We start from the raw sequence: 13,426 nt of genomic DNA on the forward strand, positions 1-13,426 counted from the left end.
CCGCGGCTTGGACTTGTGATCTGGCTTTGCTAGGCAGGGCAAAATCCCCGGCCAAGGAGCCTGACATGCCCGCCATTACCCTCTGCATTCCGGCCTACGCAATGGGCGGCGACGGTGCGCGATACCTTCAGGACTCCTTTGAGCACCTTTGCAATCAGAGTTTTACCGACTTTGATATCGTCGTCTCCGATCAATCCGATGACACCGCGGTAGAGGATGTTTGTCGATCCTACGAGGATCGTCTGTCGATCACGCATCTGTGGAACCGCGAGGGGTTGCGGCAGGCCTCCGCCAATGTGAACAACGCTATGGCCCATGCCACGGGTGAGGTGATCAAAGTGTTGTTTCAGGATGATTTGATTATTGATCCCAATGGATTGTCCCATATTCATGATGCAATGGGGCAGGGCGCTGACTGGTGTCTTTGCGGCTCTGGTGTGACGCGGGATGGCAGCAGCATCCTGCGCCCGATGGTGCCCCGTCTGAGCGCGCGTTTGCATTTTGGCAAAAATACCGTCTCAAGCCCCTCGGTGCTCGCAATGCGCCGCGCTTCGGCGCTGGAGTTTGACGAACAGCTGATCTGGCTGATGGATGTCGACCTGTATAAACGGTTGTGGGACACCTACGGCGACCCGGTCATTGTGCAGGGGACCATCATTGCCAATCGCATGCACGAGGGGCAGGTCAGTGCCTCTGTCAGCAAGGCGCTGCGACAGAAGGAACTGCGCTACGTCGCCCGGAAATTTGCCCGCAGCACCACGCTGCGCGGCTGGCTTGAGTATCTGCGGCAGCGTCTGAAGGCGCTGTAATCCAAGGCATTGGGTGACGGGCAAATCGGCCTTTGCCCGTCAATTATCTCAATGGCTTAGCGGGGAAGATGAATGTTGAACTGCTCACGTATCGCCTTGTCCAGAACCGGATCGAACTGTGCCTGCGATGGCTCCGCGAGGATCTCAAGCTTGCGCGCAATGGCCTTGGCCACGAGATCAGGTTTGTCGATCTCCACCCATTCCTTTGGCGATGTGCGATCAGCCAGAGCCGGGTAGATATAGTCGGTCTGCATACGTCCCAATGTCTGGTCCGACCCCAGATAATGCCCCGGCCCGCCGATACAGGTGGCGCGGATTGTCTCCAGGCTGACCGAATCTTCGTCAACCTCGATGCCGCGCACGCAGCGCAGGGCCTGCCCGATCAGATCATCCCCGAGGATCAGCGACTCCAGACAGAAGCCGAGCAGTGAGGCGTGCATTCCGGCGGCCTCGTAAACCATGTTCAGTCCTGACAATCCGGCCAGAACGTTGGAGCACATCTGCTCCCAGCCGGCCTGCATGTCCGGCATCTTGGCATCGGCAATACCCGCTGCTGCGCCACCGGGCAGCCCGTAGAAGGCGTGCATCTGTGCACAGCCCGCCGATAGCAGTGCCTGTTCGCCGGAGCCGCCGGACATCGCGCCGGTGCGCAGGTCGGAGACAAAGGGCCAGGTTCCGAAAATCGCGGGCGCGCCGGGCTTTACCGCGTTGACGTAAACCAGCCCGGCGAGGCATTCGGCAACCGCCTGAACAATGGCGCCGGCAATCGGCGCAGGCGCGGTGGCGCCGGCCTGTCCGGCAGACAGCAGCAGAACCGGCATACCTGCAAGGATCACGGCCTCCATCGCCTGACAGCTTTCGGTGGCGAATTTCATTGGCGGCACAACAAAGCAGTTGGAATTGGAGACAAAAGGCCGTTCGCGCCAGGCCGCCTCTCCGCCCGCGATCATGTGCAGCATCTCCATCGCCGGCGCAACAAAGGCGGGATCCGAGAACGACGTCCCCACATGTTTGGTCGTGCCGGAGCAGCAGGCGTAGATGGTGTTCAGATCCATCTCGAGGTTATCGGTGATATCGCGCGCCACCATGGGCCGTTGCAGGAAGTGGATATTGTCCATCCTGTCGCAGATACGGGCGGCATCGTGCAGATCCTGAACGGTGCATTCGCGGTAGTTTCGCCCGTCGATCTCGACCAGATGGACCGCCGCACCCGCAGTGCCATAATGTACTTTGTTGCCAGAGAGATGCAGGTCGTTCTTCGGGTCGCGACCATAGAGGGTCACGCTGCGATTGGCGTTGCGAATTGTATCTTCCACCAGAGCGCGCGGAAACCGGATGCGGCCGTCCTCGCCCTGGATACATCCTGCGGCAGTCAGATAGGCCACACCGGTTGGTGGTGCATCTGCCAGCCCGATCTGTTCCAGCGCGTCCAGGGCCGCCTGATGAATGCGTTCGACGCCGGCATCGCTGAGGGGGCGGTACTGCCCGCCTTCCAGTCCGGGGCGGACCGGGCGCAGGTGATCGGCAAGCGGTGCGGCACGGGCGGCACGACGGGCAGCGCGTCCGCCGCTACGGGCCGCACGAGGGGAGTTCGATTGATCTGTCATTGGGGTCTCTCAGGTTTTGGGGTCCGATCTGATGGGTTCAGATCCGCTGTGGCCGCCCCCGTGCCGCACGTCCGCGAGCCGCCCCGATCGTGCGGCCGATCAGGCTGATGATCCATCGCTCGCCTGACTGTGGTTCCATCTGGATGCCTGTCATGTCGACACTCCGCTTCACTCTGGACATCGTTGCACAGAAGGGGGGCGATTCTGTTCCATTTGCGACCAATGTGAAATTTGCGACAGAAATTTCACGCAGGTCTGGAATTCCCGACCGCTGGCAGCTGCGGGCGGGTTTGGAAAAAATCTAATTAATCAATGAGATTGCGATGCGGTTTTCATCTGCACCAAAGGCGCGATTTCGGGCAATCTCAGGACAGGATCATACTGAACCGAGTGTTAAACATTCTGGAGGATACTGGTCGTAGATGGGTCGTCACGCGCGCTGAACCAGCGCGCAGCCAGAAAAGGGCAGCGCCGATGATACCGGCCATATTACGCACCACGTTGAAGAACCGCCTGTCAGCGGGTCCGGCACGCCGGTCGGATGGTTCTGGCCATCTGTGGCGTGGGGCAGCCGCTGGTCTGGTGCTGAGCATCGGGGTGGCGGGGCCGGTTGGCGCTGGCGATTGGAGCGGGTTCTTTCTGGGTGCCTCCATGGCTCGGGTGACCGGTGCCGCATCTGACGGCGGCACCGCCAGCGCGCCCGGTCTGCATCTGGGGTATGATCACGATTTCGGCCGCGTCATCCTGGGGGGAGAGGTCGAGGTTGATCGCAGCGGCGGGGCAGGCGACAGCCAGGCAGAGGATCAGACACACCGGATCAAGCTGCGGGCCGGATATGACATGGGCGAAACACTGGGCTATGTCACCATCGGATCGGCACGTCGCGAAACAGCGACAGACAGCGACAATGGCGCGGTCTACGGGCTGGGCGTCAGCTATTCTCTCAACCGGGCGCTGCGGTTGAGCGGCGAATACCTGCATCAGGACGCCAATGACGGCGCGGCGCTTCAGGCACCAGCGCGTGATATCCTGTCGATCCGCGCGTCATTTCAATTCTAGCGGCTGACACCCGCCGCACCACGCCCATCGTGTTTCCGCGCCGCGGCGTTTCCTGATCTCGTCAGGTTCGGCGCGGCAAAATCCACCCTTGCCGATCAGAATGACGCCTTTTCGGGCATGAGCGGCAATTGGCCCGTTGGCGGTTGGGCGGGCGCAGTCTTGCCAGTCGGCAGATCCGCGCCTCAATCCTATCGGCAGGAACCTGCCCTGAGCCCTGATTTTGGGCCAATAGGCGCGCAAGATCTCCAAAAAATCCGCAGGGGGCTGGAACAAAGCGGCCGGCAATCTTCTTTAGGTGAGGCAGACGCGAGAGTAGCGCGTCCAAGCAAAGACAGATGTCGAAAGACAGACAAGGAGAAGTCGAGATGACTCGTATCGTATCCATGGCCGCTATCGCCGCCGCACTGAGCACTCCGGCCTTTGCCGGCAATCTGGAAGAGCCCGTCGTGGCACCAGCACCTGCCGCACCGCCCGTTGTGGTTGCCAATGACGGTGGTGACTGGACCGGTGCCTATATCGGTGGCCAAATTGGGCAGCTGGACGCAGACACCAGCAATGGCCTGTCGGGAGATGATGTCTCTTACGGTGTTCACGCCGGTTACAACTATGACTTCGGCCGCTTCGTGCTGGGTGGGGAAATCGACTATGACGCCACCGATGTGGATCTGGGCGGCGGCGCTGCCACTGTGGACTCGGTGATGCGCGGCAAGGTCAAGGCCGGCTATGATTTCGGCCCGGTGCTGGCCTATGTGACCGGCGGTGTGGCGCAGGTTGATACCTCCGTCGGTGATGAAACCGGTGAATTCTACGGCATTGGCGTGGCCTATCGTGTCACCGATCAATGGACCGTCGGCGGTGAAGTTCTGGAGCATGACTTCGACAACCTGGGCAGCACCGGCATCAGCGCCGATGCGACCACCGTGTCGCTGCGCGCCTCTTACCAGTTCTGATGTTATCCCCTCGGGGATGATAGCGGCGCGTCCATTTCGGTGGGCGCGCCGTTTTCATGTGCAGATACCCCGCCAGGATCCACCCATACCCGCGGTGTCCTCCTGTGGTCGATTTGCAGGCTTGGCGGAGCTACTGCCTTGTGTTATGCAAATCCCATGAACCGGCTGTGCAACATTATTACCTGCTGCATTACCTGCTGAAAAACTCAGCGGGCTGGTTTCTGTCGTTCCCTTCTTTTGAACAAGTTGCTAAGCCCGCGCTGCGCGCCGCTGATCTGCGGCACCCGTTGGGAGATTGGCCTGAGGCGCCCTTGCGTTCCGGTCAGACGAAGGATTTGTGATGACGACGATCAAGCTGCACAACACACGCACCCGCGGCAAAGAGGTGCTGAACCCGATCAATCCCGACGATGTACGCCTCTATCTCTGCGGGCCGACAGTCTATGACCGCGCCCACCTGGGCAATGCGCGCCCTGTCGTGGTGTTCGATGTACTCTATCGTCTGTTGCGTCATGTCTATGGCGCAAACCACGTGAGTTACGCGCGCAACTTCACTGATGTGGACGACAAGATCAACGCAACCGCTCTGGCGCGCAAGGAGGCTGGCGCCCCCGGCACGCTTGAGGAATTGGTGCAGCAGCGGACCGAGGAAACCATCAGCTGGTATCTGGCCGATATGGCTGAACTCGGGGCGCTTGAACCGGATCACATGCCGCGGGCAACCGCCTATATCCCGCAGATGATTGACATGATCGAAGCGCTGATTGCCAAGGGCCATGCCTATGCCGACGGGGCAGGCCATGTGTTGTTCTCGGTCAAGAGCTACAAGTACTACGGCGCGCTCTCCGGTCGCTCAGTGGATGACATGATCGCAGGCGCCCGGGTTGAAGTGGCGGATAACAAGCGCGATCCGATGGATTTCGTATTGTGGAAGCCCTCCACCGATGAGCTGCCGGGCTGGGACAGTCCCTGGGGGCGGGGGCGCCCGGGTTGGCATATCGAATGCTCCGCCATGAGCCACGAGCTGTTTGGCGCGAGTTTCGACATTCACGGTGGCGGCAATGATCTGATGTTCCCGCATCATGAGAATGAAATTGCGCAAAGCTGCTGCGCCCATCCCGAGGGCGATTTTGCAAGAATCTGGCTGCACAATGAGATGTTGCAGGTCGAGGGCAAGAAGATGTCCAAATCACTGGGCAACTTCTTCACCGTGCGCGACCTGTTGGATCAGGGCTATCCGGGCGAGGTGATCCGCCTTGTATTCCTGCAAACCCATTATCGAAAACCGATGGATTGGACCGACAAAAAGGCAAAGGAAGCGGAGGCAACGCTGCGCAAATGGCGGGCGCTGACCGCGGGCATCGAGCCCGCACCCACCGCTGCTGCCGCGGTTCTGGAGGCGCTGTCGGACGATCTGAATACAGCAGGTGCGCTTGCGGAGTTGCACAGGCTGGCCTCGGCTGGTGCCGCGGCGGATCTACTTGCATCGGCCAAACTGATGGGCTTGCTGAGTGATGAGATGGGGGCCTGGGCGGCAGGTGAAGATATTGATTTAAGCGCCTATGAAAAAGCGCTTTTCGAGGCTCGAGAGATCGCAATGAAAACCAAGGATTTCGCCGAGGTCGACCGGTTGAAGACCGCCTATCTTACCGCAGGCGTCGAGGTGCGGATGTCCAAGGAGGGGGTCCAGCTGGTGCCGGGGCCGGATTTCGACCCCGAAAAACTCGGCGCGATCTAGCCCCCGATACGGATCCTCGCAGGTGGGCGCCGGGCCCGCCTGCGGCAGATCCAACAGACAGCAGAGGCCCTCATGACGGGGCAACGACTATACTTTGCCAAGCCATGAGGCCAGCCATGACCAAAGACCGTCTTTACCTTTATGACACCACCTTGCGGGACGGGCAGCAGACGCAGGGCGTGCAGTTTTCCACCGCTGAGAAAGTTCGGATCGCAACCGCACTGGATGGGCTTGGGGTGGATTACATCGAAGGCGGCTGGCCGGGGGCCAATCCGACGGACAGCGGCTTCTTTGAAACCGCCCCCAGAACGCGGGCCACCATGACCGCTTTTGGCATGACCAAACGGTCCGGGCGTTCGGCGGCAAATGATGATGTGCTGGCAGCGGTACTGAACGCCGACACCGCCGCGGTCTGTCTGGTCGGCAAGAGCCATGATTACCACGTGACCCATGCGCTGGGGATCGATCTTGAGGAAAACCTCGACAATATCCGCGCCTCCGTCGCCCATCTGGTGGCCGAGGGGCGCGAGGCGCTGTTTGATGCCGAACATTTCTTTGACGGATACCGGGACAATCCGGACTATGCGCTTGCGGCCTGTCGCACAGCGCTTGAGGCCGGCGCGCGTTGGGTTGTGCTCTGTGACACCAACGGCGGCACCCTTCCGGCGGATGTGGGCCGCATCGTCAAGGAGGTGATCGCGGCAGGGTTGCCGGGGGAGCGTCTGGGGATCCACACCCATAATGACACCGAAAATGCGGTGGCCTGTTCGCTTGCGGCAGTCGACGCCGGGGCGCGGCAGATTCAGGGCACGCTCAACGGTCTGGGCGAGCGCTGCGGCAATGCCAATCTGACAACGCTGATCCCGACGCTGTTGTTGAAGCAGCCCTATGCCGATCGCTATGACATCGGTGTCAGCCGGGAGGCCCTGAGCACTCTGACGGCGCTCAGCCGGATGCTGGACGAGATCCTGAACCGGGTGCCGACGAAACAGGCCGCCTATGTCGGGGCGTCGGCCTTTGCGCATAAGGCGGGGCTGCATGCCAGCGCGATCCTGAAAGATCCAAGCACCTATGAGCATATCGACCCGGCGCTGGTCGGCAATACGCGCATCATCCCGATGTCCAATCAGGCAGGTCAGTCGAACCTGCGCCGGCGCCTGTCCGAGGCGGGCCTGAGCGTCGAGACCGGCAACCCGGCCCTCGCGCGTATTCTGGAGCGGATCAAAACCCGTGAGGCCGAGGGCTATTCCTATGATACCGCGCAGGCCTCGTTTGAGATCCTGGCGCGCGAGGAACTGGGGCAATTGCCCAGTTTCTTTGAGGTGAAGCGCTACAAGGTGACGGTCGAGCGGCGCAAGAACAAATACAACCGCATGGTGTCGCTCTCGGAGGCGGTTGTTGTTGTGAAAGTGGACGGCCAGAAGCTGTTGTCGGTCAGTGAATCCCTCGATGAGACAGGCAGCGACCGCGGGCCGGTCAACGCGCTGGCAAAAGCGCTGACCAAGGATCTCGGCCAGTATTCCAAGGCGCTGGATGACATGCGGCTGGTCGATTTCAAGGTGCGGATCACCCAGGGCGGCACCGAGGCTGTCACGCGGGTCATTATCGACAGCGAAGACAGCAAGGGGCGGCGCTGGTCGACGGTCGGCGTCAGTGCCAACATAATCGACGCCTCCTTTGAAGCGCTGCTGGATGCGATCCGCTGGAAGCTGCTGCGGGACACCGACACGGCGGGCGGCGCGGCTTGATGCTTGCATTTGACGATGATGTGACCGCCTGCGCCGATCTGGTGCAGAAGGGCGACCCGGATCGCTTTGCCACGGTGATGGCTGCGCCGGTTGAAGCGCGGGCGGCGCTGTTTACGCTCTACGCCTTCAACCTTGAGCTGGCGCGGGCGCCCTGGGCCTCGGCGGAGTCGATGATTGCCGAGATGCGCGTGCAGTGGTGGCGCGATGTCGGGACAGAGATTGCGGCCGGTGGCCCGGTGCGACGGCATTACGTCGCAACGCCACTGGGGGCGGTGCTGCGACCTGACCTTGCGGTGCATATTGATGCGATGGCAGAGGCGCGGCGCTGGGACATCTACCGCGACCCCTTCGAGGATGAGGCTGCGCTGGCGGATCACATCGACAAGACGACGGGCGCGCTCATGTGGATGGCAGCGGCGACACTGGGCGCGCGGGATGAGACGCTTGTGCGCCGCTTCGCCTATGGCGTGGGCGTCGCCAACTGGCTGCGGGCAATTCCGAAGCTGGTTGCCGAGAAACGCGTCCCGCTGCTGGATGGCACGCCGGAGGGGGTGCGCGCGCTGGCGGAGAGCGGTCTTGCAGCGCTGAAGGACGCTCGCTCCAATCGTGCTGCAATCGCAAAATCCGCCTTGCCCGCACTGCTGCCGGGCTGGCAGGCCAGCGCGATCCTGCAACAGGCGGTGGCGGAGCCTCGGCGGGTGGCCGACGGGACCCTGGGCACCAGTGAGTTCCGCCGCCGTGCCAGCCTGATCTACCGGGTCTCCACCGGGCGCTGGTAAGGCATCAAACGCCGGATAGGACCAGATAAGAAAGACGCCTGCGGCTCCCCGTCAGGCGTCTTTTCATGTCGTGCGGCCTCGGCTCGCCGGAGATCAGTGACCGTGAACAGGACGCGGTTTCAGCACCAACCACAACAGCGCGCCGCCCGCCAGCACCAAGAAGGGTGCCATCGCCATATTGACTGCGGTCCAGCCTTCGACCGGGCTGCCGCCAGAGCAATTCATCAACCCGCCCGAAGCCAGCGAGGCAAAGGTGACACCGCCAAAGACCAGCAGATCGTTGAGCCCCTGCATCCGGCCGCGCTCATAGCTTTCATGAGCACCCGCCAGCATCGTGGTTGCGCCGATGAAGCCAAAGTTCCAACCGATACCCAGCAGGACAAGCGCGACAAAGAAATTTTCCAGATCAACGCCTTGCAGGGCAACAGCGCCAGCCCCGCCCAGGATCACAAGGCCCGCGCCGACGATTTTTTCGACACCGAAACGCGCGATCAGATGCCCGGTAAAGAAGGACGGTACATACATCGCCAGTACATGGGCGGTGACGACATCCGCCGCGCTGCCTTCGCTGAAGCCGCAGCCAACAACGGCCAGCGGTGTCGAGGTCATCACCAGGTTCATCAGCGCGTAGGACACCATGGCGCAGATCACTGCAACCGCGATGGTGGGGTTGCGCAACAGCTCCATCCGGCTGCGGCCCCGGGGCGCATCTTCGCTGGGCACCGGCGGTTTCGGGATCTTCAGGAACAGGAACAGGACTGCGCCCAGCACATTGACGGCGACCACGGCCATATAGGTGCCAAGGAAAGGGATCACAAAGGCCTGGCTTGTCGCCTTCACGATCTGCGGGCCGATGATCGCGGAGAGCAGACCGCCAGCCATCACATAGGAAATTGCCTTGGGCCGGAACGCATCAGAGGCGGTATCGGTGGCGGCAAAACGGTAAAATCCCTGTGCACTCATGTAGATGCCGGTGAGGAAACTGCCGAGGAGAAAGATCGGAAACGAGCCGAGGTAGAGCCCATAAGCCCCGATGACACCACCCAATGTGCCACCAGCGGCGCCAACAAAGAACCCCGCCTTACGTCCGTAGCGCTGCATGATCGCCGAAATCGGCGTTGCCGCCAGCATGGAACCGGCCACAATCAGCGAAATCGGCAGCGTTGCGAAACAGGCATTGCTGGCAAGCGATTGACCTGCGAGACCACCAATGGTGAAGATCATCGGCATCTGCGCACCCAGAAAGGCCTGCGCGAGCACGAGAATGGCAACATTGCGCTTGGCGATGCGGTCGTCGGGGAGGGGGAGGCTGTCTGTCATGGCAGATGCGTATCCCCGAAAATCCGACAGGGCAAGATTGATGCTGCATCGGTGCGCTATGCGCGCGAAAAAGACGCAAAGGAGCGGTACAATGACAGGATCGCAAACTCCGGTCGGTCAGTTTGGGGGTGACGCCCGGTCGGCCGCAATCGGGCGGATCATCACCAGCGATGCCTGTGTGCGTGAGGGCGCCCAATGGCTGGCCGCAAGCGACCCGCGCTTTGCCCGCGCGATCGACCTCTGCGGGCCCCTGCCGCTGCGCCGCAAACCGGAGGGTTTTGCCGAACTGCTCAGCGCGATTGTCAGTCAGCAGGTGAGCGTTGCCTCCGCCAATGCGATCTGGGGCCGGATGGTCGGAGCCGGGTTGGACACTGCGCCTGCTGTTTCCGCCGCCAGCGAGGACGACCTGCGCGCGGTTGGCCTCAGCCGTCAGAAGATCCGCTATGCCCATGCTCTTGCGGCAGCGGGACTTGATTTTGACGCGCTGCGCCAGCTCCCCGATGCCGAGGTGATCAAAATCCTGACGCAAGTGTCCGGTATTGGCACATGGACCGCAGAGATCTATGCGATGTTTTCGCTTGGTCGGGCGGATGTCTTTGCCCATGGTGATCTGGCCCTGCAAGAGGGTACGCGGATCCTGCTCGATCTGCCGCAGCGGCCAAAACCCGCCGAGATGCGCCGCATAGCTGAAGCCTGGTCACCCTGGCGGTCGGTTGCGGCGCGCGTGCTCTGGGCCTATTACCGGGTGGCAAAGGACAGGGAAGGGATCCGATGACACGAGTATTGACAGCTGAACGCAAGGCGCCCCTGTCGGGGCAGACCCGATCTGTGGTGGTGTTTCTGCATGGCTATGGCGCCAATGGGGCCGATCTGCTGGGGCTGGCGGACCCGTTGGGGGAACATCTGCCGGATACGCTGTTTGTGGCCCCGGACGCCCCGGAGCGCTGCGCAGGCACGCCCTTTGGTTTCCAGTGGTTCCCGATCCCTTGGATCGACGGCTCCTCCGAAGAGGAATCGATGCGCGGCATGATGGCCTCTATCGAAGATCTGAATGCCTTTCTGGATGCGCTGATGGTGGATGAGGATGTGCTGCCGGAACAGGTGGTGCTGTTTGGATTCTCCCAGGGCACCATGATGAGCCTGCATGTGGCCCCGCGTCGCGAAGATGCGGTGGCTGGAATCGTTGCCTTCTCCGGCCGGCTGCTGTCGCCCGAAACGCTGAAGGACGAAGTTGTCTCGAAGATGCCGGTATTGCTGGTGCATGGCGACGCCGATGACGTGGTGCCGCCGCAATCTCTGCCAGAGGCAGCTGAAGCTCTGGGGGAGGCCGGATTTCAGGACGTCTTTGCCCATATCATGAAGGGCACAGGCCACGGCATCGCGCCCGACGGTCTGAGCGTGGCGCTGGCCTTCATGCGCGACAAGCTGAGCCTCTGATCCGCCGGAGCGGTTTGCCAGACAAAACGCCGTCGAAAGCCGTGCAGCCTAGCGCTTGCGCGGCTTTCGTGGTTTGCGGGGCGGCTTTTGCGGGTCTGACGGGGTTGTTTTTGCGCCTACCGCCTTGCGCCGGGCAATCGCCTGCCGGTTCGGGGCGGGTTTGGGTTTTGGCGGACCGGGGATGCTGGGCACCTCCAGATCTTCCCAGGTGCCGGGGCTGAGCCCGTCAAGAGTCCAGATGCCGATGGCCGCCCGGATCAGGCGCAGTGTCGGATGGCCCACTGCCGCTGTCATCCGCCGTACCTGCCGGTTGCGGCCTTCGCGAAGGGTGAGGGCGATCCAACTGTCGGGTACGGATTTGCGCACCCGGATTGGTGGGGTCCGCGCCCAGATTCCCTCCGGTTCGTCGATCAATGCGGCCTTGGCTGGTCGGGTCAGCCCATCTTTCAGCTCAACACCCTCTGCAAGCGCCTGAATGGCGGCCGCATCCGGTGTCCCCTCGACCTGCACCCAATAGGTTTTCGGCATCTTGTGCTGCGGATCCGAGATCCACGCCTGCAAGCGTCCCTGGTCGGTCAGCAGCATCAACCCCTCGCTGTCGCGATCCAGTCGCCCGGCGGGATAGACACCGGGCAGGTCAATCCAGTCGCTCAGCGTGGCGCGCGGGCTGCCCTCGCTGCCGCGGTCGGTGAACTGGGGCAAAACATCGAAGGGTTTGTTGAAACGGATCAATCTGGTCATCAGTCTGCAATAAGCAGCCCCCGGCAGGCTGGCAAGGGCAGCGGCGTTGCCGACAGTGGTTTCGCATAGGGGATTTCGCGACCGCCGACCCGCCGGCAGCTGTCATGCCGCTGTCACGGAATCATCCTACCGCTTGAGGCGAAGCGAGGTCAGTGCCCCGTTGCGATCATTGATAATGGGGGCTTGCCAGCTGACTGACACGATATATAGTTAAATCAAAGCAGGGGCGGGCTCCCCGCTCTGGTGTCGAAACGCAGGCAGACAGGGCGGTTGAGCCGTTGCAGAACATGCAGATCCATCAGCAAGAGATGACAGCATATGTCGCGCCTCCGGCGTGGACTGCAATCCGTGGTCCTGTTGCGCCGCAGAATGACACCGGGGTGAGGACGCGGCCGCAGACCGGGCTGCGAATACCTGTCTGGCCTTACCCGTGCCATCTGTCGGTATCCCTGCGGAGCACTGGCAGCAAGAAACCTGATTTGAAGACAAGCGCGTGGGCTCCACGCGCTTTTGTTTTTTTCAATACCGGGACGATCCGGCAGGCTGGAAACAGACTGCTGCGCCGTCCTGGGCAACGGCGTTGGTCCGGGCGCAGGCCACCGCTGTTGAAACGAGGAGGTGCAGTATGACCGTCGCCGTTGGTAATCTCAGAACATTGATTCTGAACGCGGATATGCAGCCACTCAGCTGGGCGCCGCTATCCGTCTGCAATTGGCAGGATGCTTTTGTCGCCGTCCATCAGGAGCGGGTCATACAGGTCAAAACCTACGAAGATGTGGCGGTTCATTCGGCCTCTGCCTCCTTTGAAGTTCCCGCCGTGGTCGCCCTCAAGCGGTATCGCAAGCGCAAGAAGGTGGCCTTTACCCGCTATAATGTCTTTCTGCGTGATGAATTCTGCTGTCAATACTGTGGCAAGCGCTTTGCTGCGAAGGATCTGACGTTTGATCACGTGATCCCTCGCAGCAAGGGCGGGGCCTCGTCCTGGACCAATATCGTGGCCTGTTGCAGCGCCGATAATCTGCGCAAGGGCAATCTGAAACCGCAGCAGGTCGGACTGAAACTGCGCCGCAAACCCTTTGCTCCCAGTCCGCATGAGCTGGATGCCATCGCCCGCCGTCTGCCCCGTCCGAAGCCTGAATTGCATCAAACCTGGATGGATTTTCTCTATTGGGATAGCGAACTGGACAGCTGAATCTCATCAGTCGTTCAAAAATAAACTAAGGCCCCGACCGGACAGG

12 protein-coding genes are annotated in these 13,426 nt (G+C 61.5%); 9 read left to right on the forward strand and 3 right to left on the reverse strand.

Annotation, left to right across the window (positions count from 1 at the left end; all coding sequences use genetic code 11):
• The first annotated feature begins 65 nt into the window (after nucleotides 1–65).
• Nucleotides 66–809 carry a glycosyltransferase family 2 protein gene (locus tag VXL81_RS08205; protein WP_416553730.1) on the forward strand — a complete coding sequence of 248 codons (744 nt, stop codon included), beginning with the start codon at nucleotides 66–68 and terminating at the stop codon, nucleotides 807–809.
• A 56-nt stretch (nucleotides 810–865) separates the two neighbouring features.
• Here VXL81_RS08205 and VXL81_RS08210 read toward each other — a convergent pair whose 3' ends face one another.
• Entirely contained in the window at nucleotides 866–2,416 is a 1,551-nt protein-coding gene (locus tag VXL81_RS08210) for a trimethylamine methyltransferase family protein (protein ID WP_416538785.1), read from the reverse strand.
• Nucleotides 2,417–2,890: 474 nt separating this feature from the next.
• Here VXL81_RS08210 and VXL81_RS08215 point away from each other — a divergent pair, with 474 nt between their 5' ends.
• The 5 genes from VXL81_RS08215 (at nucleotide 2,891) to VXL81_RS08235 (ending at nucleotide 8,690) form a co-directional block, all read left to right on the forward strand.
• Nucleotides 2,891–3,475, forward strand: a complete 585-nt coding sequence (locus VXL81_RS08215; RefSeq protein ID WP_416553732.1) for an outer membrane protein — start codon at nucleotides 2,891–2,893, stop codon at nucleotides 3,473–3,475.
• A gap of 365 nt (nucleotides 3,476–3,840) precedes the next feature.
• On the forward strand, nucleotides 3,841–4,425 hold the full coding sequence (locus VXL81_RS08220) for an outer membrane protein (RefSeq protein WP_340545653.1): 585 nt from the start codon (nucleotides 3,841–3,843) through the stop codon (nucleotides 4,423–4,425).
• A 340-nt stretch (nucleotides 4,426–4,765) separates the two neighbouring features.
• The gene (gene cysS, locus VXL81_RS08225) at nucleotides 4,766–6,163 is read left to right on the forward strand and encodes a cysteine--tRNA ligase (RefSeq protein ID WP_416553734.1); all 1,398 of its coding nucleotides are present in this window, start codon (nucleotides 4,766–4,768) and stop codon (nucleotides 6,161–6,163) included.
• Between the two features lie 116 nt (nucleotides 6,164–6,279).
• On the forward strand, nucleotides 6,280–7,911 hold the full coding sequence (cimA, locus tag VXL81_RS08230) for a citramalate synthase (protein ID WP_416553736.1): 1,632 nt from the start codon (nucleotides 6,280–6,282) through the stop codon (nucleotides 7,909–7,911).
• Nucleotides 7,911–8,690, forward strand: coding sequence for a squalene/phytoene synthase family protein (locus tag VXL81_RS08235; protein WP_340545650.1), 780 nt, complete (start codon nucleotides 7,911–7,913; stop codon nucleotides 8,688–8,690). The genes cimA and VXL81_RS08235 overlap by 1 nt, the downstream gene beginning before the upstream one ends.
• A gap of 93 nt (nucleotides 8,691–8,783) precedes the next feature.
• Here VXL81_RS08235 and VXL81_RS08240 read toward each other — a convergent pair whose 3' ends face one another.
• Nucleotides 8,784–10,010, reverse strand: a complete 1,227-nt coding sequence (locus VXL81_RS08240) for an MFS transporter (protein WP_416553738.1) — start codon at nucleotides 10,008–10,010, stop codon at nucleotides 8,784–8,786.
• A gap of 91 nt (nucleotides 10,011–10,101) precedes the next feature.
• On the opposite strand from VXL81_RS08240, the gene VXL81_RS08245 reads away from it, so the two are divergent.
• Nucleotides 10,102–10,785, forward strand: coding sequence for a DNA-3-methyladenine glycosylase family protein (locus tag VXL81_RS08245; protein WP_416553740.1), 684 nt, complete (start codon nucleotides 10,102–10,104; stop codon nucleotides 10,783–10,785).
• Complete coding sequence (locus VXL81_RS08250; RefSeq protein ID WP_340545647.1) at nucleotides 10,782–11,447, forward strand: alpha/beta hydrolase; 666 nt, start codon at nucleotides 10,782–10,784, stop codon at nucleotides 11,445–11,447. The genes VXL81_RS08245 and VXL81_RS08250 overlap by 4 nt, the downstream gene beginning before the upstream one ends.
• A 48-nt stretch (nucleotides 11,448–11,495) precedes the next feature.
• On the opposite strand, the gene VXL81_RS08255 is transcribed toward VXL81_RS08250, so the two are convergent.
• Complete coding sequence (locus VXL81_RS08255; protein ID WP_416545887.1) at nucleotides 11,496–12,188, reverse strand: pseudouridine synthase; 693 nt, start codon at nucleotides 12,186–12,188, stop codon at nucleotides 11,496–11,498.
• A gap of 625 nt (nucleotides 12,189–12,813) precedes the next feature.
• Between VXL81_RS08255 and VXL81_RS08260 the strand changes: the two genes are divergently transcribed.
• Nucleotides 12,814–13,380, forward strand: coding sequence for an HNH endonuclease (locus tag VXL81_RS08260; protein WP_340545645.1), 567 nt, complete (start codon nucleotides 12,814–12,816; stop codon nucleotides 13,378–13,380).
• The last annotated feature ends 46 nt before the right edge of the window (nucleotides 13,381–13,426 follow it).

It is taken from the genome of Phaeobacter sp. JH204B (assembly GCF_048055755.1).
Taxonomy (GTDB): domain Bacteria; phylum Pseudomonadota; class Alphaproteobacteria; order Rhodobacterales; family Rhodobacteraceae; genus Phaeobacter; species Phaeobacter bryozoorum.

What these genes read in the sequence shown, in the direction of transcription:
- cysS (WP_416553734.1), top strand. Translation starts at nt 4,766, where the DNA reads ATGACGACGATCAAGCTGCACAACACACGCACCCGCGGCAAAGAGGTG.
- VXL81_RS08260 (WP_340545645.1), top strand. Translation starts at nt 12,814, where the DNA reads ATGACCGTCGCCGTTGGTAATCTCAGAACATTGATTCTGAACGCGGAT.
- VXL81_RS08235 (WP_340545650.1), top strand. Translation starts at nt 7,911, where the DNA reads ATGCTTGCATTTGACGATGATGTGACCGCCTGCGCCGATCTGGTGCAG.
- cimA (WP_416553736.1), top strand. Translation starts at nt 6,280, where the DNA reads ATGACCAAAGACCGTCTTTACCTTTATGACACCACCTTGCGGGACGGG.
- VXL81_RS08205 (WP_416553730.1), top strand. Translation starts at nt 66, where the DNA reads ATGCCCGCCATTACCCTCTGCATTCCGGCCTACGCAATGGGCGGCGAC.
- VXL81_RS08245 (WP_416553740.1), top strand. Translation starts at nt 10,102, where the DNA reads ATGACAGGATCGCAAACTCCGGTCGGTCAGTTTGGGGGTGACGCCCGG.
- VXL81_RS08220 (WP_340545653.1), top strand. Translation starts at nt 3,841, where the DNA reads ATGACTCGTATCGTATCCATGGCCGCTATCGCCGCCGCACTGAGCACT.
- VXL81_RS08240 (WP_416553738.1), bottom strand. Translation starts at nt 10,010, where the DNA reads ATGACAGACAGCCTCCCCCTCCCCGACGACCGCATCGCCAAGCGCAAT.
- VXL81_RS08250 (WP_340545647.1), top strand. Translation starts at nt 10,782, where the DNA reads ATGACACGAGTATTGACAGCTGAACGCAAGGCGCCCCTGTCGGGGCAG.
- VXL81_RS08215 (WP_416553732.1), top strand. Translation starts at nt 2,891, where the DNA reads ATGATACCGGCCATATTACGCACCACGTTGAAGAACCGCCTGTCAGCG.
- VXL81_RS08210 (WP_416538785.1), bottom strand. Translation starts at nt 2,416, where the DNA reads ATGACAGATCAATCGAACTCCCCTCGTGCGGCCCGTAGCGGCGGACGC.
- VXL81_RS08255 (WP_416545887.1), bottom strand. Translation starts at nt 12,188, where the DNA reads ATGACCAGATTGATCCGTTTCAACAAACCCTTCGATGTTTTGCCCCAG.